The organism is Streptomyces sp. NPDC008238 (assembly GCF_042956445.1).
GTDB lineage: Bacteria > Actinomycetota > Actinomycetes > Streptomycetales > Streptomycetaceae > Actinacidiphila.
Genome location: NZ_JBIBGK010000028.1, coordinates 38490 through 61051, shown reverse-complemented (window position 1 = coordinate 61051; position 22562 = coordinate 38490). Strand labels below are relative to the sequence as shown.

General features: G+C 73.6%; 19 protein-coding genes and 1 pseudogene. 11 read left to right on the top strand and 9 right to left on the bottom strand.

What is annotated here, in order from left to right; genetic code table 11:
- Positions 1–30: 30 nt before the first annotated feature.
- The 3 genes from afsR (at position 31) to ACFZAU_RS35055 (ending at position 3816) form a co-directional block, all read left to right on the top strand.
- Positions 31–2967, top strand: a complete 2937-nt coding sequence (afsR, locus tag ACFZAU_RS35065; protein WP_500555522.1) for an SARP-family global regulator AfsR — start codon at positions 31–33, stop codon at positions 2965–2967.
- 175 nt (positions 2968–3142) lie between these two features.
- A complete protein-coding gene (locus tag ACFZAU_RS35060) occupies positions 3143–3277 on the top strand; it encodes a hypothetical protein (protein WP_265737386.1) in 135 nt (44 codons plus the stop codon).
- A 395-nt stretch (positions 3278–3672) separates the two neighbouring features.
- A complete protein-coding gene (locus ACFZAU_RS35055) occupies positions 3673–3816 on the top strand; it encodes a hypothetical protein (RefSeq protein ID WP_500461035.1) in 144 nt (47 codons plus the stop codon).
- A gap of 64 nt (positions 3817–3880) precedes the next feature.
- Here ACFZAU_RS35055 and ACFZAU_RS35050 read toward each other — a convergent pair.
- Positions 3881–5442 (bottom strand): annotated as a pseudogene (locus ACFZAU_RS35050) (FadD3 family acyl-CoA ligase).
- 57 nt (positions 5443–5499) lie between these two features.
- Between ACFZAU_RS35050 and ACFZAU_RS35045 the strand changes: the two are divergent.
- From ACFZAU_RS35045 to ACFZAU_RS35035, 3 genes are read left to right on the top strand one after another with little or no spacing between them, the layout of a single operon-like run.
- Positions 5500–6648: a lipid-transfer protein gene (locus ACFZAU_RS35045; RefSeq protein ID WP_500555521.1), complete on the top strand. Its 1149-nt coding sequence runs from the start codon at positions 5500–5502 to the stop codon at positions 6646–6648.
- Position 6649: 1 nt separating this feature from the next.
- Entirely contained in the window at positions 6650–7057 is a 408-nt protein-coding gene (locus ACFZAU_RS35040) for a Zn-ribbon domain-containing OB-fold protein (RefSeq protein WP_500555520.1), read from the top strand.
- Positions 7026–7805, top strand: coding sequence for an enoyl-CoA hydratase/isomerase family protein (locus ACFZAU_RS35035; RefSeq protein ID WP_500555519.1), 780 nt, complete (start codon positions 7026–7028; stop codon positions 7803–7805). The genes ACFZAU_RS35040 and ACFZAU_RS35035 overlap by 32 nt, the downstream gene beginning before the upstream one ends.
- Positions 7806–7993: 188 nt before the next feature.
- Here ACFZAU_RS35035 and afsK read toward each other — a convergent pair whose 3' ends face one another.
- Both afsK and ACFZAU_RS35025 read right to left on the bottom strand, forming a co-directional pair.
- Entirely contained in the window at positions 7994–10393 is a 2400-nt protein-coding gene (afsK, locus tag ACFZAU_RS35030) for a protein serine/threonine kinase AfsK (RefSeq protein WP_500555518.1), read from the bottom strand.
- A gap of 135 nt (positions 10394–10528) precedes the next feature.
- On the bottom strand, positions 10529–11329 hold the full coding sequence (locus tag ACFZAU_RS35025; protein WP_500555517.1) for a VOC family protein: 801 nt from the start codon (positions 11327–11329) through the stop codon (positions 10529–10531).
- A 193-nt stretch (positions 11330–11522) separates the two neighbouring features.
- Between ACFZAU_RS35025 and ACFZAU_RS35020 the strand changes: the two genes are divergently transcribed.
- Positions 11523–12170 (top strand): TetR family transcriptional regulator, encoded by a 648-nt coding sequence (locus ACFZAU_RS35020; protein WP_089222431.1) that lies wholly within the window; start codon positions 11523–11525, stop codon positions 12168–12170.
- A 159-nt stretch (positions 12171–12329) separates the two neighbouring features.
- Here ACFZAU_RS35020 and ACFZAU_RS35015 read toward each other — a convergent pair whose 3' ends face one another.
- Positions 12330–12830: a nitroreductase/quinone reductase family protein gene (locus tag ACFZAU_RS35015; RefSeq protein WP_500555516.1), complete on the bottom strand. Its 501-nt coding sequence runs from the start codon at positions 12828–12830 to the stop codon at positions 12330–12332.
- A complete protein-coding gene (locus ACFZAU_RS35010; RefSeq protein ID WP_500555555.1) occupies positions 12827–14113 on the bottom strand; it encodes an acyl-CoA dehydrogenase family protein in 1287 nt (428 codons plus the stop codon). Before ACFZAU_RS35010 ends, ACFZAU_RS35015 begins: the two co-directional genes overlap by 4 nt.
- A 72-nt stretch (positions 14114–14185) precedes the next feature.
- On the opposite strand from ACFZAU_RS35010, the gene ACFZAU_RS35005 reads away from it, so the two are divergent.
- Positions 14186–15352 (top strand): thiolase C-terminal domain-containing protein, encoded by a 1167-nt coding sequence (locus ACFZAU_RS35005; protein WP_500555515.1) that lies wholly within the window; start codon positions 14186–14188, stop codon positions 15350–15352.
- Positions 15353–15397: 45 nt separating this feature from the next.
- Here ACFZAU_RS35005 and ACFZAU_RS35000 read toward each other — a convergent pair whose 3' ends face one another.
- The 4 genes from ACFZAU_RS35000 to ACFZAU_RS34985 all read right to left on the bottom strand — a co-directional run bounded on the left by ACFZAU_RS35000 (position 15398) and on the right by ACFZAU_RS34985 (position 17913).
- Complete coding sequence (locus tag ACFZAU_RS35000) at positions 15398–16228, bottom strand: glycoside hydrolase domain-containing protein (RefSeq protein WP_500555514.1); 831 nt, start codon at positions 16226–16228, stop codon at positions 15398–15400.
- A gap of 250 nt (positions 16229–16478) precedes the next feature.
- A complete protein-coding gene (locus ACFZAU_RS34995) occupies positions 16479–17030 on the bottom strand; it encodes a GNAT family N-acetyltransferase (protein WP_500555513.1) in 552 nt (183 codons plus the stop codon).
- A gap of 8 nt (positions 17031–17038) precedes the next feature.
- Complete coding sequence (locus tag ACFZAU_RS34990; protein ID WP_500555512.1) at positions 17039–17464, bottom strand: Zn-ribbon domain-containing OB-fold protein; 426 nt, start codon at positions 17462–17464, stop codon at positions 17039–17041.
- Positions 17461–17913: a DoxX family protein gene (locus ACFZAU_RS34985; RefSeq protein ID WP_500555511.1), complete on the bottom strand. Its 453-nt coding sequence runs from the start codon at positions 17911–17913 to the stop codon at positions 17461–17463. Before ACFZAU_RS34985 ends, ACFZAU_RS34990 begins: the two co-directional genes overlap by 4 nt.
- A 133-nt stretch (positions 17914–18046) precedes the next feature.
- Here ACFZAU_RS34985 and ACFZAU_RS34980 point away from each other — a divergent pair, with 133 nt between their 5' ends.
- The 3 genes from ACFZAU_RS34980 to ACFZAU_RS34970 all read left to right on the top strand — a co-directional run bounded on the left by ACFZAU_RS34980 (position 18047) and on the right by ACFZAU_RS34970 (position 22550).
- Positions 18047–19240, top strand: a complete 1194-nt coding sequence (locus ACFZAU_RS34980; RefSeq protein ID WP_500555510.1) for a flavin-containing monooxygenase — start codon at positions 18047–18049, stop codon at positions 19238–19240.
- A gap of 270 nt (positions 19241–19510) precedes the next feature.
- Positions 19511–21718 (top strand): acetate--CoA ligase family protein, encoded by a 2208-nt coding sequence (locus tag ACFZAU_RS34975; RefSeq protein ID WP_500555509.1) that lies wholly within the window; start codon positions 19511–19513, stop codon positions 21716–21718.
- Complete coding sequence (locus tag ACFZAU_RS34970) at positions 21711–22550, top strand: enoyl-CoA hydratase/isomerase family protein (protein ID WP_500555508.1); 840 nt, start codon at positions 21711–21713, stop codon at positions 22548–22550. The genes ACFZAU_RS34975 and ACFZAU_RS34970 overlap by 8 nt, the downstream gene beginning before the upstream one ends.
- Positions 22551–22562: the final 12 nt, after the last annotated feature.

Sequence of the window (22562 nt, the reverse complement as noted above, 5' to 3'; positions counted from 1 at the left end):
TGAAGGGTTCGGCGGCACCAGGGGGCAGGCATGGCAAGCGGTAAGGACCAGGACGGAGCGCTGCGCTTCGCGGTCCTCGGCCCGGTGCGGGCCTGGCGCGGCACGGAACCGATCTCCGCCGGGTCGCCACAGCAGAAGGCGCTGCTGGGCGCGCTGCTGCTGCGCGGCGGCCGCACGGCCACCGCGCAGGAACTGCTGGACGCCGTCTGGGGCGAGGAGCCGCCGCCCACCGCGCTGGCGGCGCTGCGCAGTTACGCCTTCCGGCTGCGCAAGGCCCTCGGCGCCGAGGCGCTGGCCACCGTCGACGGCGGCTACGTGCTGCACCCTGGCGACGGCTTCGACCTCTTCCTCGCCGAACGGCACCAGGCCGCGGCCGAGAAGGCCCGCGCGGCCGGCGACCTGGCCGCGGCCCGCGAGGAACTGCGCGGTGCCCTCGCCCTCTTCGACGGCGAGCCGCTGGCCGGCCTCCCCGGCCCGTACGCCGAGACCCAGCGCACCCGCCTGCAGGAGTGGCGGCTGCAGCTCACCGAGACCTGCCTCGACCTGGACCTGCAGGCCGGCTGCCACGCCGAGGTGGTCTCCGAGCTCACCGTGCTGTCCGCCGAGCACCCGCTGCGCGAGCGCCCCCGCGCCCTGCTGATGCTCGCCCTCTACCGCAGCGGGCGGCAGGCCGAGGCGCTCGGGGTCTACGCCGACACCCGCCGCCTCCTCGACGACGAGCTGGGCGTCGACCCGGGCGCCGAGCTCGCCGAACTCCACCAGCGCGTGCTGAAGGCCGACCCCTCGCTGCTGCCGCCGCCCGTCCCGCAGGCGGAGGCCGTCGCCGAGCCGGTGCGGCCCGCCCAGCTGCCCGCCACCGTCGCCGACTTCACGGGCCGCGACGCCTTCGTCCGCGAACTCGGCGAGCGCCTGGCCGGATCCTCCGCGGAGGGCGGCGTCATGTCGGTCTCCGCCGTCGCCGGCATCGGGGGCGTCGGCAAGACGACCCTCGCCGTCCACGTCGCCCACGCCGTCGCGGGCACCTTCCCCGACGGGCAGCTCTACGTCGACCTGCAGGGCACCGCCGCCCGGCCCGCCGAACCCGAGACGGTGCTCGCCTCCTTCCTGCGCTCCCTCGGCGTCACCGACTCCGCGATACCCGAGTCCCTCGCCGACCGCGCCGCGCTCTACCGGTCGACCCTCGCGGGCCGCCGCGTCCTGGCCCTGCTGGACAACGCCCACGACGCCGCCCAGGTCCGCCACCTCCTGCCGGGCACGCCCGGTTGCGCCGCGCTGATCACCAGCCGGACCCGCATGGTCGACCTGGCCGGGGCCCACCTGGTCGACCTCGACGTCATGAGCCCGGAAGAGGCCCTGCTGCTCTTCACCCGCATCGTCGGGGAGGAACGCGTCGCCGCCGAACGCCAGGCCGCCCTCGACGTCGTCGCCGCCTGCGGCTTCCTCCCGCTCGCCATCCGCATCGCCGCCTCCCGCCTGGCCACCCGCCGCACGTGGACGGTGTCCTTCCTCGCCCGCAAGCTCAGCGACGAACGCCGCCGCCTGGACGAGCTCAAGGCCGGCGACCTCGCCGTCAAGGCCACCTTCGAGCTCGGCTACGGCCAGCTCACCCCGCAACAGGCCCGGGCCTTCCGGCTGCTGGCCCTCGCCGACGGCCCGGACATCTCCCTGGAGGCGGCCGCGGCCGTCCTCGACCTGGACGTCCACGACGCCGAGGAACTGCTCGAGACGCTGGTCGACATCAGCCTCATCGAGTCCGCCGCGCCCGCCCGCTACCGCTACCACGACCTGGTCCGCCTGTACGCCCGCGACTGCGCCGAGCGCCACGAGGGCGACGACGCCCGCTGCGCGAGCCTCTCCCGGCTGCTGGACTTCTACCTTTCGTCCGCGATGTGCGCGTACGAGCTGGAGAACCCCGGTGACCGACTGCTCGCGCACCTCGCCCCGGTCGGCCGTCCCGGTCTGCCCTTCGGGTCCCGCGAGGACGGCCTGGACTGGCTGTTCACCGAGGCGCCCAGCCTCCTCGCCGCCGTCCGGCAGGCCGCGGGCGACGGCTGCGAGGGGCCGATGCGGCGCGCCGTCGACCTGCTGCTGGTCAGCCAGGACCTGATGGAGTCCGGGATCTACGCGCGCCCGTACGAGCAGGCCACGCGCGCCATCGTCGCCACGGCCGGCGCCTGCGGCGAGCCGCTCGTGGAGGGCCGGGCCCGCGTGCTGCTGGGCCAGCAGTACAGCCTGGCCGGACGCCTGGAAGAAGCGGACCGGGAGGCCGAACGCAGCCTCGTGCTGGGGCAGGCCGTCGGTGACCCTCTGACCAGCAGTTACGCCCCCAACCTGCGCGGGATGGTGGCCTTGCCGGGACGGCGCTTCCAGGACTGCGCCGCCCACCACTCCCAGGCCCTGGAAGCCTTCATGGCCGACGGCAACCGGCACGGCGGCGCCGCCGCGCTGAGCAACCTGTCCCGCGCCCAGATCGAGCTCGGGGACGTCTCCGCCGCCGTGGCCTCGGCGGAGCGGGCCCTGTCGATCTACCGTGAGCTGCGGGCCGGGTTCCGCCTGGGCAACGGTCTGTACGCGCTGGCCATCGCGCTGACGGCGGCCGGTCGCCGCGAGGAGGCCCTGGCGTCGCTCTCCGAGGCGTTGCCCGTCTTCAGAGCGGCGCGGCAGCACTTCTGGGAGGCCATGTCCCTCTTCCGCATGGCGGAAGTGCACCTGTCCTCCGGCGCCCACCGTCAATCGGCGGCGCTGGCCGAGCAGTCGCTGAACGCGCTGCGCGACCTCGGGGGCGAGCTCTACCGCGCGAAGGTGCTCACCGTCCTCGGCCGCGCCCTCGACCAGGCCGGCCAGGTGGACCGTGCCCGCGCCTGCTGGCGGGACGCCCTGGCGGCCTTCGTCGCACTGGGCTCCCCCGACGCCGACGAGGTGCGGCGCCTGCTGCACGGTCCCGCCGCTCCGGCCGTCGCCGTGTAGTCCGTTCCGCCTGCGCAACACCATCGGCACAGGACATCAACAGTTCCGTTTATCGGTTGATTATCGACGCCTGCCACGATTCCATCACTGCAAGAGCTGCCCGCCTGGTAGCGCACGGGGGTCGTTGCCAGGCGGGCTTTCCATCGGCCCAGTTCCACCCACCAGGGGAGGCACCATGAGCGAGACGGCACCCGAGTCCGGCTCCACCGTCGAGGAAGAGCCGGAGGTCGTCACCACCGAGGAGGTCGAGGAGCCCAAGGTCAAGGGCGACGACACCACGGTCAAGCCCGACAACTGGCACACCCCCTGACCGTCTTCTGACACGGGGGACGACCGGCCCGGGGGGGGCACGGGGGGGCACGGGGGAGAGAACGACGGGGGACCGTACGACGGGGGACAGCACCACCACGGGGGACGGCACGGCCTGAGGAGCGCACCAAGGGGGGAGTGCTTCCGGGGGGAACAGCACGAAGGAACCACGGACCGACTGCGGCGCGGAGGGGGCGCCGCAGCCGGTCCTTCTTCACGTGTGCCGGCCGTCGGGCACCGGCGCCGTACGGCACTTGCGTGCCGGGGGGACCGACGCGGTATGTTCCACAGCCGAGTCGGCCGCACGCGCACCCGCGGTCCGGGCCGCCTCACGGGCACGACCTGTACGCATGCTGCCGCCGGGTGCCCGCACCCGGCCTCTCCTCCGGAGGCGTCATGAAGTTCGTACGCAAGGCCGCCGTCGTCCTCGCCGCCGTCGCGGCCGGACTCCTCTCCGCCGCGCTCCCGGCCGCCGCCGCGGACAGCCCGGACAACTGGCACCAGACGGTCGTCTCGCCCGACAACTTCCACACCCCCTGACACCGGGAGCACGGATTCGACCGGGTCCCTCACCGTCCTCGGCGGGAGGGACCCGGCACGTCCCTCACCGCGCCCGCAGGGCCGTCTTGAGCACCTTCCCGCTCGCGTTGCGCGGCAGTTCGGCCAGGAACTCCACCTCGCGGGGCACCTTGTAGTTGGCCATCTCCCGCCGGGACCAGGCGATCAGGTCGTCGGCGGTGACCACGGCGCCTGCCCGGCGTACGACGTACGCGCGGCCGACCTCGCCGAGCCGCGGGTCGGGGACGCCCACCACCGCCGCCTCCACCCCGTCCGGGTGGCGGGTGAGCGCCTGCTCGATCTCCGCCGGGTACGCGTTGAACCCGCCGACGATGAACATGTCCTTGATGCGGTCGGTGATGCGCAGGTTGCCGTCGGCGTCCGTCACGCCCACGTCCCCCGTGTGCAGCCAGCCGTCCGCGTCGACGGCCTCGGCCGTGGCCGCGGGGTCCTCCCAGTAGCCGGACATGACGTGGTAGCCGCGCACGAGGACCTCGCCGGGCCGCCCCGGGCCCTCCGAGAGCACCCGCACCTCCGTGTCGGGGATGGGCCGCCCGGAGGTCGCGGCCACCACCTCCGCGTGGTCGCCGCGCCGGCACATCGTCACGGTGCCGCTCGCCTCCGTCAGCCCGTACGCGGTCAGCACCGTGGCGATCTTCAGCTCGCTACGCAGCCGTTCCACCAGCTGCAGCGGGATCACGGACGCGCCCGTCACGACCAGCCGCAGTGAACTCAGGTCGTGCCGGCCGCGTTCGGGGTGGTCGAGGACCGACTGGTGGAGGGTGGGCGGGCCGGGCAGCACGGTGACGCGTTCGGCGGCGACGTTGGCCAGGACGGTGCCCACGTCGAAGACCGGCTGCGGGATCACCGTCGCGCCCCGCATGAGGCAGGCGATGATCCCGGCCTTGTAGCCGAAGGTGTGGAAGAACGGGTTGACGATCAGGTAGCGGTCGCCCTCCTCCAGTCCCGCCAGGTCCGCCCAGACGTCGTAGACGCGCAGCGTCTGGGCGTGCGTGACCACAACGCCCTTGGGGTGGCCGGTCGTCCCGGAGGTGAAGGTGACGTCGGAGGGCGCGGAGCCGTCGATCGCGTCGGAACGGGCCCGTACCGCCGCGCCGCTGACGGGGTCGCCCGCGGCCAGGAAGTCCTTCCAGCGCCGGTAGCCGTGGCCTTCGGGAGCCGCGTCGGACAGGACGACGACCTGTTCCAGGTCCGGCAGCGGGTGCTCGCGCGTCGCAGGGCGGCGACGTAGGAAGTGCCGAGGAAGGTGCCCGTGACGAAGAGCAGCCGGGCACGGGTGCGGCGCAGTACGTAGGCCGCCTCCGCCCCCTTGAAGCGGGTGTTGAGCGGGACGAGCACCCCGCCCGCGGTGACCGAGCCCAGGGCGGCGGTGATCCAGTCGAGCGTGTTGGGGGCCCAGACGGCCACCCGGTCCCCCGGGGCGATCCCGGACGCCACGGCCGCCGCCGCGGCGCGCTCGACCCGGGCGCCGAGTTCGGCGTACGTGACACGGGTGCGGCCGTCCACCACCGCCTCGCGCCCGCCCCAGCGCCGCGCGGCCTCCCGCACGAGCCGTGGGACGCTGCCCCACTCCAGGTCACCGCGCATGCGCCGAGCACCTCCCCATGAGCTGACTAGCCGTCAGATTAGCGATAACTTGACGGAATGTCAGCATTGAAGGACGCCACCGCGATCGTCGGCATAGGCGCGACACCCTTCGCCAGGCACCTCCCCGAGTCCGAGAAGTCGCTCGCCTGCCGCGCCGTCCTGGCGGCGCTCGACGACGCCGGGATCGAGCCGCACGAGGTCGACGGCCTCGCGTCGTACACGATGGAGGAGACCGACGAGGTCGAGCTGGCCAAGGCCGCCGGTCTCGGCGACCTCACCTTCTTCTCCAAGGCGGGCTTCGGCGGCGGCGGTTCCTGCGCCACCGTCGCCCACCTCGCCGCCGCCGTCGCCACCGGCCAGGCCACCGTCGGCGTCGCCTGGCGGTCCCGCAAACGCGGCAGCGGCCCGCGCCCCTGGACGAACACCACCGTCCAACTGCCCACCCCCGCACAGTGGACCCGGCCCTTCGGCCTGCTGCGGCCCGCCGACGAGATCGGCATGCTGACCCGCCGCTACATGCACGAGTACGGCGCCACCCGCGACCACCTCTTCAACGTCGCCCTCGCCTGCCGCAACCGCGCCAACCAGAACCCGGCCGCGATCATGTACGACCGCCCGCTGACCCGCGAGATGTACATGACCTCGCGCTGGATCAGCGAACCGCTCTGCCTCTACGACAACTGCCTGGAGACCGACGGCGCGCTGGCCTGCGTCGTCGTCTCCGCCGACCGCGCCCGCGACTGCCGGCAACGCCCCGTCTACATCCACTCCGCCGCCCAGGGCCTGCCCGCCCAGCACCACGGCATGGTCAACTACTGGACCGACGACCCCCTGACGGGCCCCGCCTGGACCGCCGCCCGCCACCTGTGGAAGCACGCCGACCTCACCCCGGGGGACATCGACGTCGCCCAGGTCTACGACGCCTTCACCGCCCTCGTCCCGCTCTCCCTGGAGGGCTACGGCTTCTGCGGCCGCGGCGAGGGAGGCGCCTTCACCGAGGGCGGTGCCCTGGAGATCGGCGGCCGGCTGCCGCTCAACACCGCCGGGGGCGGCCTGAGCGAGGCGTACGTCCACGGCTTCAACCTCGTCACCGAGGGCGTACGGCAACTGCGCGGCACCTCCACCGCCCAGGTGCCCGGCGCGCGGACCTGCCTGGTCACCGCGGGCGAGGGCGTCCCGACCTCCGCCCTGATCCTGAGGAGCTGACATGCTGAGCCCCGTCACCGACGACGACGGCGCCCCGTTCTGGGAGTACGCCCGCGCCGGCGAACTGCGCGTCCAGGCCTGCGCCGACTGCGGACGGCTGCGCTTCCCGCCCCGGCCGTGCTGCCCGCACTGCCACTCCTTCGCCGCCGAGTGGCGGCGCACCAGCGGCCGCGGCCGCGTCTGGTCGTACGTCGTGCCCCATCCGCCGCTGCTGCCCGGCTACGCCGAGCAGGCCCTGTACGACGTCGTCCTCGTCGAGCTCGCCGACGACCCCCGGATCCGGCTGGTGGGCAACCTGGTCACGGCACCGGACGCCCGGCTGGACTCCTTCGACCCCGCCCGCATCCGCATCGGCGCCCCCGTGAAGGCGGTCTTCCATGACGGCATCCCGCGCTGGCTTGCGCTGTGAGACCGGCGACGGCGTCGCCGTCGTCACCCTCGACCGCCCGGAGCGGCACAACGCGATCGACCTCGCCACCGCGGCCGGACTGACCGAGTTGTGGAGGGAGTTCCGCGCCGGCGACGAGGTCCGCGCGGTCGTCCTCACCGGGGCCGGCGACCGTGCCTTCTGCACCGGCCTGGACCGCGCGGCCGAGGTCCCGCAACCGCCCTCCCCCTACACGCTCGACGATCCGCTGCTGACCGTCGGGCCCAAGGCCAACGACCTGTGGAAGCCGGTCATCGCCGCCGTCAACGGCATGGCCTGCGGCGGCGCCTTCTACCTGCTCGGCGAGTGCGAGTTCGTCATCGCCGCCGAGCACGCCACCTTCTTCGACCCGCACACCAGTTACGGCATGGTCAGCGCGTACGAGGCCATCGCCATGGCACAGCGCATGCCGTACGGCGAGGTGATGCGCATGGCCCTGATGGGCACCTCGGAGCGGATCGGCGCGCGGCGCGCCCACGAGACCGGGCTGGTCTCGGAGGTCGTGCCCGGGCCGCTGCTGCTCGACGCCGCCCTGCGCGCGGCGGCGGTCCTGGCCGCCCACCGCACCGAGGCCGTGCAGGGCACCGTCCGCGCCGTCTGGTCGGTCCACGAGGCCGCACGGGCCCAGGCCTTCGCCCACGCGCCGCACCTCATCGCCCTCGGCAACCTCCCCCCGGAACGCCAGGCCCGGCTGTTCGCCGGCCGCACCCGGGAGCACCGCGTGCGCTGACGGGTCCTGCCCGGGCCCGCCCCGGACGAGGAGCCGGGGCCGCCCTGCCCCGGCGGCCTCACGACGGCCGGAACGGGGTCACCTGACGGCCCCTCGCGTGGCGCCCCCGTCCCGCGCCGCGTAAGTTGGCCGGCGGCGGCCGTCGTTTGCCCCTTCCGTGTGCGGCACGACGGCCGTCAGCCGGGTCCTCACGTACGCCGGGTCGCCGCCTCGGTGCCCTTCACGGCGTTGAGGGCGTACACGCAGCGGTCCTTGCTGCTCGCGTAGACCACACCGTCCGAGACCACCGGGGAACCGGTGATCTCGCCGCCGGTCTCGAGCTTCCAGCGCAACTGGCCGCCGCTCGCGTCGACCGTGTACAGGCAGTGGTCCTTCGAGCCGAAGTGCACGCGTCCGTCGGCCACCACCGGGGAGCCGACGATCTCGCCCTGCGCGGCGAAGCGCCACTTCGGGGTGCCGGAGACCGCGTCGAGCGTGTAGAGCGCGCCTCCCGCGCCCAGCATCACCGAACCGCCCGCGATGAGCACGGGCTCCACGCTCTGCCGCTGCTCGGTCGCGACCCGCCAGCGGTCGCGTCCGTCCACCGGGTCCAGGGCGTAGACGGTGCCCAGGTAGTCCGCGACGTAGACACCGCCGCCCGTGACGCCCGGTCCGGGCACGTAGGCGGGCGGCGCGAACATCACCGCGGGGGCGTCGAAGCGCCACCGCTCGGTGCCGCTGCGGGCGTCCAGGGCGAGCACCCGGTTCCCCACGGTCACGTACACCGCGCCGTCGGCGACGACCGGACGGGTCGGCATGGCGCCGCCCTCCCCGGTCGGGTACGACCAGTGCTCGGTGCCGCTCGTCGCGTCCAGGGCGTGCAGCCGTCCGCCGCCGTGGAAGTAGACGACCCCGTCCACCACGCTCGGGCCCGACTCGGGCGTCTCGAACTCCGTCTGCGCCCCGCCGCGTTCCCAGCGCAGCCGCCCGGCCGCGGCGTCCCAGACCTGCACGCCGCCGCCGCGGGTGCCGGTGACGACGGTCCCGCCGTCCGCGCGGAGGGAGTAGATCCAGCCGTCCACACCGGTGCGCCAGTGCTCGGAGCCGTCCGCGGCGTCCAGCGCGTACAGGCTCGGCCCGTCGGAGCCGTGGATCCGGCCGCGCGAGACCGCCATCGTCCACGCCACGTCACGGGTCTTGAACTGCCGCCGCCCGGTGGCCACGTCCAGCGCGTGCACCTCGAAGGAGGTCACGTAGAGCCGGCCCGAGGAGACGACCGGGGTGCCCCACACGTCGTTGGACATGCGGAAGCGCCACGGCCGCCATTCGCCCGGCGGCACCGCGGGCGCCTGCGGCACGCCCTGGGGACCGCCCTGACCGCTTCCCTGGCCGCTTCCCTGACCGGGCACCGCCGCCGGCGGTCCTCCGGCCACGCCGCCGCGACCGGCCCAGCCCAGCGCGCCCCCGGCGGCGGCGGTGGCCGCGGCCTGGTTCTTGCGCTCGGCGAGCCGCATCCCGGGTCCTATCGGTGCCGAACCGGCGAGCTGCACCGGCCCGCCCGGGCCCTCGGCTGCGACCGGAGGGGGTCCCGCCGGTCCCACGGGCGGCACGGGGGGCCGCGCCGGCATCGGGGGCACCGCGGCAGCCGCGCCACCGCCGCCCGGCACCCCGGCGCCCGCGCCGCCGGGGGCGCCCGGCCCCGCGCCGGGGCGGCCGCCACTGCGCCGTTCCTCTATCATTCCCACCGCCGCGGGCGGCAGCCACGCGGAAGCCGTACCGGTGTCGTCACCCGCGGACGAGAACAGATGCGGCGCCAGCTGCGCCTGCAGGTCCGCCGGGCTCGGCCGGCGGTCGGCCTCCATCCGCATGCACGCCTCGATGAGGGGGCGCAGATCGTCGGGCAGGCCCGACAGGTCCGGGCCCTCCCGCAGGAGCATGAACACCGTCTCCACGGGGTTCGCCCCGTGGAAGGGCGCGTGCCCGGTCGCGGCGAAGACCAGCGTCGAGCCCAGCGAGAACACGTCGCTGGAGCCGGTGACGCTGCGCGAGTCCTTGGCCTGCTCGGGCGACATGTACGCGGGCGTGCCGACGGCGACGTTCGTCATCGTCAGCCGCGTGTTGGACACCCCGCTCGCGATGCCGAAGTCGATCACCCGCGGACCGTCCTCCACGACGAGCACGTTGGAGGGCTTCATGTCCCGGTGGACCAGCCCCGCCCCGTGGATCGACTGGAGCGCCTCCGCGACCCCGGCCGCCAGCCACCGCACGGCCTGCACCGGCAGCGGCCCCGACTCGTTGACGATCTCCTCGAGCGAGGGCGCCGGCACGAACGCCGTCGCCAGCCAGGGCACGGCGGCCCTGGGATCGGCGTCGACGACCGCCGCCGTGTAGAAGCCGCTGACCGCGCGGGCCGCCTCCACCTCACGGGCGAAGCGCACGCGGAACAGCTGGTCCTCCGCCAGCTCCGCCCGTACGGTCTTGATCGCCACGCGCCGGCCGGATGCCGAGCGCGCGAGATAGACCAGGCCCATACCGCCGGCACCCAGCCTGCCCAGCACCTCGAAAGGGCCGATCCGTCTCGGATCGTGCTGCGTCAGCTGCTGCACCACTGTCCTGCCACCTCCCCGTGGGTTCCCCCCATCCCGGGGTCCGTCCCTGATTCTTCCTGGGATGAGTATCAGTTGCGAACCCGGGGCGGTGTCGACACGCGATTACCTTCGATTCGGTTGCGGATCCGGGTGCGTTCAGGACGGCTTCCCGCCGACCGTGGTAGCGGGGTCGATCAGGGCGAAATGGGCACCCTGGTCGTCAGCGGCCAGGAGGAAACGGCCGAAAGGCGAATCCATCGGACCCATCGTGACCCGGCCCCCGAGCCGCGTGACCGTTTCCGCGGCGCGGTCGGCGTCGGAGACGGCGAAGTAGACGATGAAGTGCGCGGGCAGTTCCGCCGGGAACCCCTCCCCCATCCGGAAGCGGCCGAGCACCGCGTTCCCGGGTGTGACCTCCCGGCCCTGGGGGACGAAGATCCGGAAGTCGACGGCCTCGTCCTCGATCCGCTTGCCGCCGAAGCCGAAGACCTGCTCGTAGAAGGGGTCGGTCCGCTCGGTCTCCCGGGTGTAGACCTCGGTCCAGATGTAGGAGCCCGGGACGCCGGTCACCTCGAAGCCCCCGTGCGTGCCGGCCTGCCACACCCCGAAGACCGCACCGCCCGGGTCGGCCGCCATGAGCATCGTCCCGAAGGGCCCAACCGCCATGGGCTCCAGGATGAGTTGGCCGCCGGAGTCGCGGATCCTGCTCGCGGTGGCCCGGATGTCGGAGGAGGCGAGGTAGACGTTCCACACCGTCGGCATCCGGCCGTCCGGCTTGGGGGAGAGGGCCGCGACGTTCTTCCCGTCCGGGCCGTACGCCTGCGTGTACTGGCCGTACTGCTCCTCCCCCTCCCCGAAGGTCCAGCCGAGCAGCTCGCCGTAGAAGCGCTTGCCGGCCTCCAGGTCGTTGAGCATGGCGTCGGCCCAGCAGGGGGTGCCCTCGGGGTGTGCGGCCATCTCGTCCTCGATTCGTCCGATGATGCGACCGGCGATCCCGATTCACGTGGGGATTCGCATGGATCGACGGAGTGTCTGGCTTGACACGTTATCGGCGGATCCCCCGCTGCGCCCGAGGAGAAATCGAACACATGGCCTTCCCCATTTGCAGGCATCGAATCGCGCGCTGATCACCAGCCCGTAAACTGACGGCATGACAGGACAAGTTCGCACCGTCGACGGCCGTGTGGCAGGCCGCCGGGGACAGGCGACGCGGCAGAAGCTGCTCGACTGCCTCGGCGAAATGCTCAGCACGTCGCCGTACCGGGACGTCAAGGTGATCGACGTCGCCCGGATGGCGGGTACCTCCCCCGCAACGTTCTATCAGTACTTCCCCGACGTCGAGGGCGCCGTCCTCGAGCTCGCCGAGGAGATGGCCAAGGAGGGGGCCGCGCTGACGGACCTCGTCGCCGGCCGATCCTGGGCCGGCAAGTCCGGCGCCACGGCGGCGGAGGAACTGGTCGAGGGCTTCCTCTCCTTCTGGCGCAAGCACGACGCCATCCTGCGCGTCGTCGACCTGGGCGCCGCCGAAGGGGACAAGCGTTTCTACAAGATCCGCATGAAGATCCTCAACCCCCTCACCAACTCCCTTTCTGATTCGATCAAGGAGCTCCAGGGCAAGGGCCGGGTCGACAAGGATGTCAGCCCGGCAGCCGTCGCCGGATCCCTCGTCGCGATGCTCGCCGCGGTCGCCGCGCACCAGAAGGGCTTCCAGACCTGGGGCGTCAAGCAGGCCGAACTGAAGCCGAACCTCTCGCTGCTGGTGCACCTCGGCGTGACGGGCAAGAAGCCGACGCGGTGACGCCGCGGCGCTGACGCCCGCCTCCGGCGGCATTGTTGATCTACGTTCACGTCGAAGTCCTGCCTGCAACGACGCGGGCGCCCACCGGTCCTCGGGGGAGGTTGCCGGCCCGGGCGCCCGCGTTGTCCTTTCCGGGGGCTTCCCTCCTGCGAACCCGCGCTACGGCTTCCCGGGCGCCCCGCCGCCCGGCTCCCTGGGGACGAGCCGGAACAAGCGGATCCGCCGCTCCACGCGCCGCGCGTAGGTCGCGTACGGCGGCCAGAACTCCAGCAACGCCGCCCACACCGCCTCGCGCTCGCCGCCCGTCAGCAACTCCGCGCGCACGGGGAGGTCCCGGCCGCGCCAGTTGACCTCGGCGTCGGGGTGCTTGAGCAGGTTCCCCGTCCACGCCGGGTGGTCGGTGCGGCCGAAGTTGCTGCCGACCAGCACGAAGGTGCCGCCCTCCTCCGGCATGCAGGCCAGCGGGGTGCGCCGAAGCAGACCGCTGCGCGCTCCGGTGGCGGTGAGCACCAACCCGGGCAGCATGCGCGCGCTGAGCAGCACCCTGCCGCGGGTCGCCCGGTGCACGAACCGGTCCACCGCCGGCACGACATGTGGCCCCACCCCGGCGAACAGCCGGGTCGACGACACCTTCTGCACCACCGTCCGCAACAGGCTCATGCCGCCGCCCTTCCCCGGGTCGTTGTCGTGGTCGTGGTCACGGTGGCGGCGGGGGTGGTGGCGGTGGCAGCGGCGGTGAAGAGGCCCGCGCCCTCGGCCGCGTGGGCCCGCAGCGCGTGCACGGGGCCGAAGAGCAGGTCGTCGGAGGCGGCCCGTTTCACGTACAGGTGCGCGTGGTGCTCCCACGTGAAACCGACGCCGCCGTGCAACTGGACGGCCTGTCCCGCCGCGGCACGCAGCGCCTCCAGACCCTGGGCGAGCGCGAGCGGTGCCGCCACCGCGGCGTCCGGCGCCTGCTCCTCCTCCTGCTCCTGCTCCTGCTCCTGCTCCTGCTCCTGGGTGCTCCCGACGGCCCAGGCGGCGTAGTAGGCGGCCGAGCGGGCCGCCTGGACCTGGACGTAGAGGTCGGCGAGACGGTGCTTGACGGCCTGGAAGGACCCCACAGGCCGCCCGAACTGCTCCCTGACCGCGACGTACTCCACGGTGCCCGCGAGCGCCCTGGAGGCCGCCCCCACGGCCTCCGCGGCCAGTGCGGCGGCGGCCAGGACACCCGTACGGGCGAGTGCGGGGCGCGGATCGGCGGCGTCCTCCCCGCCCAGCGGCTCGGCGGGGACGTGGCGCAGTTCGACGCGGGCCTGCGGGCGGGTCTCGTCCAGGGCGGTCAGCCGCCTGCGGACCAGGCCCGGGGCGTCACCGGGGACCAGGAAGAGCCGGATGCGGCTGCGGGCGTAGCCACCCGTATGGGCGGCCACGAGGAACAGCCCGGCACCGGGGCCGCCGAGCACCTGGTCGGCCTGCCCGTACAGCCGCCAGACGCCGTCGGTCCGGCGGGCCTGCACGCCCCCCGCGCGGCCGCCGCCCGCCCAGTCGCCGGTGTTGGGGCCGGTGAGGCCGAGGGCCACCGGGGGCGCGGCGAGGGCGGCGGGCTCGCCGGAGGCGAGGCGTGGGAGCAGGGCCCGGCGCTGGGCGTCGGTGCCCAGCGCCTCGACCAGGGGGGCGGTGAGCACGGCCGTGCCCAGCAGCGGCGAGGGCAGCAGCGCCCGGCCGGTCTCCTCGCAGGCCAGCACGAGTTCCGTGGGGCCGCAGCCGGCGCCCCCGTACGCGGCGGGGAGGGCGAGGCCGGGCAGGCCCAGCGACTGCGCCAGCAGCCGCCACAGGCCGGCGTCGTGGCCCGTGGGGGTGCGGGCGGCGGACTTCACCTCGTCCGGTCCGCAGCGTTTGCCGAGCAGTTCGCGCAGGGTGCGGCGGATCTCTTCCTGCTCCTCGGTGAAGGCGGCGTCCACGGCGAGCTCTCCTCCCACCCAGGGGCGTCCGGAGGCGTCCGGAAACCCCATACCTGATGTACCGTCAGATTCATGGCTCAGGGTCAGGGTACTCGCAACGGCCGCGAAGTCGCCGTCCTCGGGGTCGCGTTGTCGGACTGCGGCCGGGTCGACGACGCCACCCCCTACGCCCTCCACGCGCAGGCGGCACGCCGCGCGCTCGCCGACAGCGGGCTGCCCCGGTCGGCCGTGGACGGATTCGCCTCGGCCGGGCTCGGCACGCTCGCGCCGGTCGAGGTCGCCGAGTACCTCGGACTGCGGCCGCGCTGGGTCGACTCGACGTCCGTGGGCGGGGCGACCTGGGAGGTCATGGCGGCGCACGCCGCCGACGCGATCGCCGCCGGGCACGCCGACGTCGTGCTCCTGGCCTACGGCTCCACCGCCCGCGCCGACCTCAGGGCCGGGCGGCGCACCGCCAACCTGTCCTTCGGGGCGCGCGAACCGCTGCAGTTCGAGGCCCCGTACGGGCACACGCTGATCGCCAAGTACGCGATGGCCGCCCGCCGCCACATGCACGCGTACGGCACCACCGCCGAGCAGCTCGCCACCGTCGCCGTCCGGGCCCGGGCGAACGCGGCCCGCAACCCCGACGCGATGTACCGCACACCGATCACCGTCGACGAGGTCCTGTCCGGGCCGTTGATCGCCGACCCGTTCACCAAGCTGCACTGCTGCGTCCGCTCCGACGGCGGCTGCGCGGTGCTCCTGGCCGCCGCGGAGTACGTGCGGGACGCGGCACGGCCGCCGGTGTGGGTGCTGGGCTCCGGCACCGCCGTCTCGCACGCGACGATGTCGGAGTGGGACGACTTCACGGTCTCCCCCGCCGCGGTCTCGGGGCCGCAGGCCTTCTCGCGCGCGGGCGTCACCCCGGACGAGATCGACCTCGCCGAGATCTACGACGCCTTCACCTACATGACCCTGGTGACCCTGGAGGACCTGGGCTTCTGCGCCAAGGGGGAGGGCGGGCCCTTCGTCGCGGGGTCGCCGCTGCCCGTCAACACCGACGGGGGCGGGCTGTCGGCCTGCCATCCCGGCATGCGGGGGCTGTTCCTGATCGTCGAGGCGGTGCGGCAACTGCGGGGGGAGGGGGGCGAGCGGCAGGTACGCAAGGCCGGCGGGGCGCTGCCGCAGCTGGCCGTGGCCTCGGGGACGGGGGGCTGGTTCTGCTCCTCGGGGACGGTGGTGCTGGGGCGGGGATGAGGGGCGCGGGACCTGCCCGCGCCGCTGCGTCCCCGCCCCGGGGCGTCAGCCGGTGATGGCGACCGGGGCGTCCCAGTCGCTGCGGTCCACGGTGATCGTGTAACCGCCGCGGGTCTCCTTGCTGTTGACCATGTACTGGTGGCCGCGGCGGTGGCCCGTCCACAGCGACGTGGCGAACGGCCAGTCGGCGGTCGTGGTCTTGCGCTCGTCCCACAGCGCGTACCAGAGGATGTCCGGCATGTCGGTACGGTTCGTCGTCGTGGCGACGGCCTTCGCGCTGGAGCTGCGGAAGCCGTAGAAGCCGGCCCAGTAGCCCTTGGCGTGCACCGCCTTGTCCCAGGCCCGGACGTAGGTGAGCACCGCGTTGTTGCACGAGGTGTTGGCGACGTCGTAGGACTCCATGTCCAGGTACACCGGGCTGCCGGCCTTCATCCCCAGCGCCGACGCCTTGGCCACCGCGTCCGCGCCGTCCTTCGCTCCGAGCGAGGCGGCGGTGGAGGCGGTCAGCTTCTCCGGGTTGCGGCTGGTCTGGCACGGGGGCTGCGCGCCCACGTAGAGCGGGATCAGCTTCCAGCCCGTGGCGCTGACCGACTTGACCCAGGACGCCGTGAGGTTGGGCTGCGCGCACCCCCGGTTCTTGCCGCCGACGTACACGGCGGCCGCGCCGTAGAAGCCGTTGTGCCACGCCTTCATCGCCGACGCGGACGGCGCCGTGCACGTGTCGAACGCCCGCCCGGTGAACACCTTGGGCGCCGGACGCGACACGGTGGTCGCCATCGAGGCCTCCGCGGCGACTCCCCCGCCCACGAGCACCGCGGCAGCGGCCACCGCCCACGCGATGTAACGACGCTTCTTCGACATCCGGTGACCGGACATCCCCACCCCATTCACGAACAAGGGACGCACCGCACCGGGTGCGCCTGGCAGAACTCCGAGGCCCCGGGACAGCACGGCGCGCGACGGCCGTGCGGCGCGTGGCCGCACCCGTGTACGGGTCCGCGGCGCGCGAGGGGCGGATCGCACCCTAGCCAACTCACCCCTCGCGATCGGGAAAGCACATGTCCCGATCGGCACAAGATTGCCCCAAGGCACGGCAAATCCCCGCGCGACCGTGCCACCGCGCAGCTCAGGGGTGCGGATCGGTCGCCAGACGGCTGTGCAGGTGGACGTCCTGGAGCGCGCCGGACAGGTCGACCATCGCATCGCGCAGGACACCTTCGAGGACGTAGCCGCAGCGCCGCGCGACGCCGCAGGAGGGCTCGTTGCCGACGGCGTGCCCCAACTCCAGGCGGTGCAGCCCGAGATCGCGGAAGGCCCACCGGGTCACCGCCTCCAGCGCCCGGGAGGCGACGCGGCGGCCACGGGCCTCGGACAGCATCCAGTAGCTGACGCGGGCGCCGCGCATGGTGCGGTCGATCGCCCCTATCCCGGCCTGGCCGAGCACGACACCGGCCTCGGTGACGGCGAAGGACGCGAGGTCCCCGGCCGCCCAGCCGTCGCGCCTGCGCCTCAGGAAACCCTGCGCCCCCGCTTCGTCGGGGTCGGGGGCGTGTGCGGTGTTCCAGCGGCGGAAGTCCGGGTCGCCGAGGCCGCGCAGGGCCGCTTCGAGGTCGTCGGCCGTCTCCTCCCACGGCCGGAGCAGCAGTCCGTACGCTTCCAACTCCACTGGCCTCAGCACGCCCTCATTCAAGCAAACGCGGCCGTCCCGGCCGGGCGGAAGATGGGGATGGCGATCCGGGCGCCGTCGGCCGCGGGGCGGAAGCAGACGCGGAGGTCCATGCCGATACGCAGCGCGTCGTGGGCGCAGCCGACGACCTCCGTCATCATGCGCGGCCCCTCGACGAGGTCGACGACGGCGGCGACGTACGGCACCCGTCCGGCGAAGGGCCGGAGGTCGTTGGCGTGCACCACGGACCAGGTGTAGAGGGTGGCCCGGCCTGCGGCCTGCTCCCAGACGACCTCCTCGCCCCAGCAGCGCGGACAGAACTCCCGGGGATAGTGGTGGGCGAGTCCGCAGCCCGGATCGAGGCAGCGGCGGATCAGCAGCCGGCCCTCCGCCGCGGCCTTCCAGTAGGTGTCCGTGAAGGCGTCGGGCTCAGGCAGGCCGGTCACAGGAAGAGCCCAAAGGCGCTGTCCAGCGACCAGGCCTGCCAGCCCATGGCGAAGAGGAGGACGACGGAGGCGAGGATCATCATGGCGTTCTGCCCCTGCTCGGCCCAGTCGTGGATCATAAGGACGAGGTAGAGCAGGTTCAGGACGGCGCCCCCGGCCAGGGCTATCGGGGTCAGCAGGCCGAAGGCCAGGCCGAGCCCGATGGCGAGTTCGGCGTGGACGACGACGTGAGCCATCAACTTGGGACGGGGCGCGACGAGCACGGAGAAGCCGTTCCGGACGGCGGTCCAGCGGTGTTCGGCGGCGACGCCGGCGGCCCAGGCGATGCCCGTGCCCCGCTCGAACCAGCCCTTCTTGTCCTTGTGCCGCCAGCTCTCCAGCCACCACAGTCCGAGGCCGATGCGCAGGACGGCGAGCCATTCGGCGCCGGTCAGCCAGATCGTCTGCATCTCATGCCTCCCCGGAACAACGAATCTGACGGAATGTCAGTTGACCGGATGCCGTCGTACCTCCGCAAGGTGCCGGGGCGAAAGCGCGCTACCTTCCGGTGATGACCCTCACCCAGCAGGCACGGGAGCAGCCATGACCGACACCTCGGCATCCGCCGGTACCTCCGCATCCGCAGCCACCCCCATACCGAGCACGGCGGCGCCGGACGCCATCGTCGTCGGCGCCGGCCCCGGCGGACTTGCCGTCGCGGCATCGCTGCGGCACCGGGGGGTGCGCACCCTGGTCGTCGAACGGTCGGACGCGGTGGGCGCCTCATGGCGCGGCCACTACGACCGGCTGCGGTTGCACACGACCAGACGCCTTTCCGCGCTCCCCGGACTGGGGATCCCCCGGTCCTACGGCCGCTGGGTGGGCCGCGACGACGTCGTGCGCTACCTGGAGCAGTACGCCGACTTCCACGGGCTGGACGTCGCCACCGGCATAGAGGTGGGGCGGATCGAGCCCGCCGGGGACCCGGCGACCGGGTGGGTGCTCCCGGCCACGGGCGGCCGCCGGCTGACCGCCCGGAGCGTCGTCCTCGCCACCGGCTACAACCACTCGCCGTACCTCCCGGACTGGCCCGGGCGCGACACCTTCGACGGGGAGCTGCTGCACGCCTCGCACTACCGCAACGGCCGGCCCTACGAGGGCCAGGACGTCCTGGTCGTCGGCGTGGGCAACACCGGTGCCGAGATCGCCGTCGACCTCGCGGAATCCGGCGCGGCCCGCGTCCGGCTGGCGGTGCGCACGCCCCCGCACATCATGCGCCGCTCCACGGCCGGATGGCCCGCGCAGCGCACCGGGATCATGGTGCGCCGCTTCCCGACGAAGCTGGTCGACGCGATCGCGCCCTTCGTGGAGCGGATCTCCGTGCCGGACCTGTCGGCCCACGGACTTCCCCGCCCGGACAACGGGCTCTACTCCCGCGTGCGGGAGGGCGCGATCCCCGTCCAGGACGTCGGCATCATCGACGCCGTCCGGTCCGGCAAGGTCGCGCCCGTGGCCGCCGTCGAGGGCTTCGAAGGACGCGAGGTGCTGCTCACGGACGGCACGCGGATCACCCCGGACGTGGTGATCGCAGCCACCGGCTACCGGCGCGGCCTGGAACCGCTGGTCGGCCACCTCGGCGTCCTGGACGAGCGGGGCCGGCCCGTGACGCACGGCCGCCGCAGCCACAAGAACGCCCCGGGCCTGTACTTCACCGGCTTCACCAATCCCATCAGCGGGATGTTCCGTGAAATGGCCATCGACGCACGCCGGATCGCCAAAGCGGTGGCACGGCGGTAGCGAACGCGACGCGACGGGCATGGAGAGGGTACGGACGAGCATCCGCGGGACCCCACGCAAGGCCTCCGTACCACCTCTGCACGCACCCCCGCCCATCTCGCGCCACCCCCATCCGGCTCCACGGCCGGCCCTCTCCCCGCCGGCCGCCCGGGCCGCTTTCCCGTGGAGCGCACAGGTTTCTCGCCTCCCCCCCGTTCCTGACGAATCGTCAGTTAAGTAATCTGACATTGTGTCAGTTCTCTGGACCCTCGAGCGGGACGGGCGGGACACATGCTTGGTTCGACCTTCAGCACGCTGGGCACCGATCCCGCGGCGGGCACCGGCGGCCCCGGTCGCCGCACGGACGACCTGGACGTCAGCGGACGTCCGCTGCACGCCCGGGTCCCCGACCTCGACCGTTTCTTCCGGCCCGAGTCCCTGGCCGTGGTGGGCGCCTCCGACGCCGAGGGCCGGCCCAACAGCGGCATCACCCGGCAGCTCGTCGACTGGGCCGGGCGGGTCGGCGCCCGGCTCCATCCGGTCAATCCCGGCCGCGCGACCGTGTTCGGCCTGCCCTGCCACGCCTCCGTCGCAGACCTCCCCGAGCCGGTCGACCTCGCCGTCCTGCTCGTCGCCGACCCGCTCCCCGTCCTCGAACAGCTCACCGGGGCCACAGCGCGGTTCGCCGTCGTCTTCGCCTCCGGGTTCGCCGAGACGGGGGAGGCCGGCGCCGCCGCCCAGGAACGGCTCGCCCGCGTCGTCGCGGCCGGCGGGCTGCGCCTGCCGGGGCCGAACACCAACCTCAACGCCTTCCAGCCGTTCCGCGAGGACCTCCCCGGCCCGGCGATCGCCCTGATCACCCAGTCCGGCCACCAGGGCCGCCCCGTCTACGCCCTGCAGGAACTCGGCATCCGGCTCAGCCACTGGGCGCCCACGGGCAACGAGGCCGACCTGGAGACGGCCGACTTCCTCTCCTACTTCGCCGGGCGCCCGGAGGTCGGCGCGATCGCCGTCTACGCCGAAGGCCTCAAGGACGGCCGCTCGTTCGCCCTCGCCGCGGACCGCGCGGCCCGCAACGGGGTGCCGGTGGTCATGGTCAAGGTGGGCCGCACCGAGACCGGCACCCGTGCCGCCGCCACCCACACCGGGAAGCTCACCGGCTCCGACGCCGTCGCCGACGCGGCCTTCCGCCAGTTCGGCGTCATCCGTGTCGACGCTCTGGACGAACTCCAGGACACCGCCGCCCCGCTGGCCAGGGCCCGGCCACCGGTCGCCGAGGGCGTCGCCGTGTACTCGATCTCCGGCGGCACCGGGGCGCACTTCGCGGACCTGGCCACCGCCGCCGGCCTGCCGCTGCCCACCCTGCCGGGGACGAGGCAGGCCGAACTCCACCAGTGGATACCGCAGTACCTGGACGTCTCCAACCCCGTGGACAGCGGCGGCCACCCCGTCGGCAACTGGCGCGGCCGGAAGATCATCGACGCGCTGCTCGCCGATCCCGCGATCGGCGTCCTCGTCTGCCCGATCACCGGCCCCTTCCCGCCGATGAGCGACCGGCTCGCCCGGGACCTCTGCGAGGCCGCCGAGGCCACCGACAAGCTGGTGTGCGTGATCTGGGGCTCCCCCGTGGGCACCGAGGAGGCCTACCGGACGACTCTGCTGGGCTCCTCCCGGGTGGCCACCTTCCGCACCTTCGGCAACTGCGTGACCGCCGTACGTGCCTGGCTGAACCACCACCGCTTCACCGCCGGCTACCGCTCCCCCTTCGACGAGGCACCGCGCACCCCCTCCTCCTCCGCCCGCAAGGCCCGCGCACTGCTGCATCCCGGCCGCCGGCTGAGCGAGCACGCCGCGAAGCAGCTGCTGCGGGCCTACGGCATCCGCGTCCCGCGCGAGCAGTTGGTCTCCAGCGCCGCCGGTGCCGTCCGGGCGGCCGCGCTGGTGGGCTACCCCGTGGTCATGAAGGCGTCCGCCGACCGGCTCGCGCACAAGACCGAGCTCGGCCTGGTGAAGATCGGCCTCACCTCCGCCAGCCAGGTCCGCGACGCGTACCGCGAACTCGCCGACATCGCCCGCTACGAGGGCCTGGACCTCGACGGCGTCCTTGTCTGCCAGATGGTCGAGCCCGGTGTGGAGATGGTCGTCGGCATCAGCCACGACCCGCTCTTCGGGCCCACCGTCACCGCCGGCCTCGGCGGGGTCCTCGTCGAGGTCCTGCGGGACACGGCCGTCCGCGTACCGCCCTTCGACGCCGCGACCGCGCAGGACATGCTGCGGGAACTGCGCGGCGCCCGGATGCTCGACGGGGTCCGCGGGGCTCCGCCCGCCGACACCGACGCGCTCGTCGACGTCATCCTCCGCGTGCAGCGGATGGCGCTCGAACTCGGCGACGGCCTCGCCGAACTCGACATCAATCCGCTGATGGTGCTGCCGCGCGGGCAGGGCGCCTGCGCCCTCGACGCACTGGCCGTCTGCCGCCTGGAGAACACCCATGACTGACTCCCCCCGTGGAGTGACGATCACGGAGCGTGACGACTCCGTGGAATCCGTTGTACTCCACGTCACCGACAACGGGGTCTCCCGGCTCACCCTCAACCGCCCCCAGGCGATGAACGCCATTACCCCTGACCTGCGGGAACGCCTCATCGAAAAATTTCTGGAGGCCTCCGCGGACCCCGCCGTGCGGGCCGTCGTCCTCACCGGTGCCGGCCGCCGGGCCTTCTGCGCGGGGGCCGATCTGCGGGGCGGCCCGGCCGGTGCGGACCGGGTGGCGGGCGACGTCGCACGGATGATCCGGTCCGGGGCCCAGCGCCTCGTCGCCGCCGTCCTCGACTGCGAGAAGCCCGTGATCGCCGCGGTGAACGGCGTCGCCGCGGGCCTCGGCGCCCATCTCGCCCTCGCCTGCGACCTGGTCCTGGCCGCCGACACCGCGAAGTTCATCGAGGTCTTCGTCCGCCGCGGCCTCGTCCCCGACGGCGGAGGTGCCTACCTCCTCCCCCGTCTGATCGGCCCGCACCGCGCGAAGGAACTCCTGCTGCTCGGCGACGACCTGCCCGCCGCCTCAGCCGAACGCCTCGGTCTGGTCAACCGCGTCGTCCCCGCCGACGACATCGACCAGGCCGCCCGCACCCTCGCCGAACGTCTGGCGGCCGGCCCCACCCGCGCCCTCGCCCTGACCAAACAGCTCGTCAACGCGTCCCTGGACTCCGACCGCGCGACGGCCTTCACCGCCGAGGCGGCCGCGCAGGAGCAGAACATGACCACCGCCGACGCCCAGGAGGGACTGCGCGCCTTCCTCGAACGCCGCCCGCCGGACTTCCGCGGGCGCTGACACCTCGGAGGG

What these genes read in the sequence shown, in the direction of transcription:
- afsR (WP_500555522.1), top strand. Translation starts at nt 31, where the DNA reads ATGGCAAGCGGTAAGGACCAGGACGGAGCGCTGCGCTTCGCGGTCCTC.
- ACFZAU_RS35060 (WP_265737386.1), top strand. Translation starts at nt 3,143, where the DNA reads ATGAGCGAGACGGCACCCGAGTCCGGCTCCACCGTCGAGGAAGAGCCG.
- ACFZAU_RS35055 (WP_500461035.1), top strand. Translation starts at nt 3,673, where the DNA reads ATGAAGTTCGTACGCAAGGCCGCCGTCGTCCTCGCCGCCGTCGCGGCC.
- ACFZAU_RS35045 (WP_500555521.1), top strand. Translation starts at nt 5,500, where the DNA reads ATGTCAGCATTGAAGGACGCCACCGCGATCGTCGGCATAGGCGCGACA.
- ACFZAU_RS35040 (WP_500555520.1), top strand. Translation starts at nt 6,650, where the DNA reads ATGCTGAGCCCCGTCACCGACGACGACGGCGCCCCGTTCTGGGAGTAC.
- ACFZAU_RS35035 (WP_500555519.1), top strand. Translation starts at nt 7,026, where the DNA reads ATGACGGCATCCCGCGCTGGCTTGCGCTGTGAGACCGGCGACGGCGTC.
- ACFZAU_RS35025 (WP_500555517.1), bottom strand. Translation starts at nt 11,329, where the DNA reads ATGGCCGCACACCCCGAGGGCACCCCCTGCTGGGCCGACGCCATGCTC.
- ACFZAU_RS35020 (WP_089222431.1), top strand. Translation starts at nt 11,523, where the DNA reads ATGACAGGACAAGTTCGCACCGTCGACGGCCGTGTGGCAGGCCGCCGG.
- ACFZAU_RS35015 (WP_500555516.1), bottom strand. Translation starts at nt 12,830, where the DNA reads ATGAGCCTGTTGCGGACGGTGGTGCAGAAGGTGTCGTCGACCCGGCTG.
- ACFZAU_RS35005 (WP_500555515.1), top strand. Translation starts at nt 14,186, where the DNA reads ATGGCTCAGGGTCAGGGTACTCGCAACGGCCGCGAAGTCGCCGTCCTC.
- ACFZAU_RS35000 (WP_500555514.1), bottom strand. Translation starts at nt 16,228, where the DNA reads ATGTCCGGTCACCGGATGTCGAAGAAGCGTCGTTACATCGCGTGGGCG.
- ACFZAU_RS34985 (WP_500555511.1), bottom strand. Translation starts at nt 17,913, where the DNA reads ATGCAGACGATCTGGCTGACCGGCGCCGAATGGCTCGCCGTCCTGCGC.
- ACFZAU_RS34980 (WP_500555510.1), top strand. Translation starts at nt 18,047, where the DNA reads ATGACCGACACCTCGGCATCCGCCGGTACCTCCGCATCCGCAGCCACC.
- ACFZAU_RS34975 (WP_500555509.1), top strand. Translation starts at nt 19,511, where the DNA reads ATGCTTGGTTCGACCTTCAGCACGCTGGGCACCGATCCCGCGGCGGGC.
- ACFZAU_RS34970 (WP_500555508.1), top strand. Translation starts at nt 21,711, where the DNA reads ATGACTGACTCCCCCCGTGGAGTGACGATCACGGAGCGTGACGACTCC.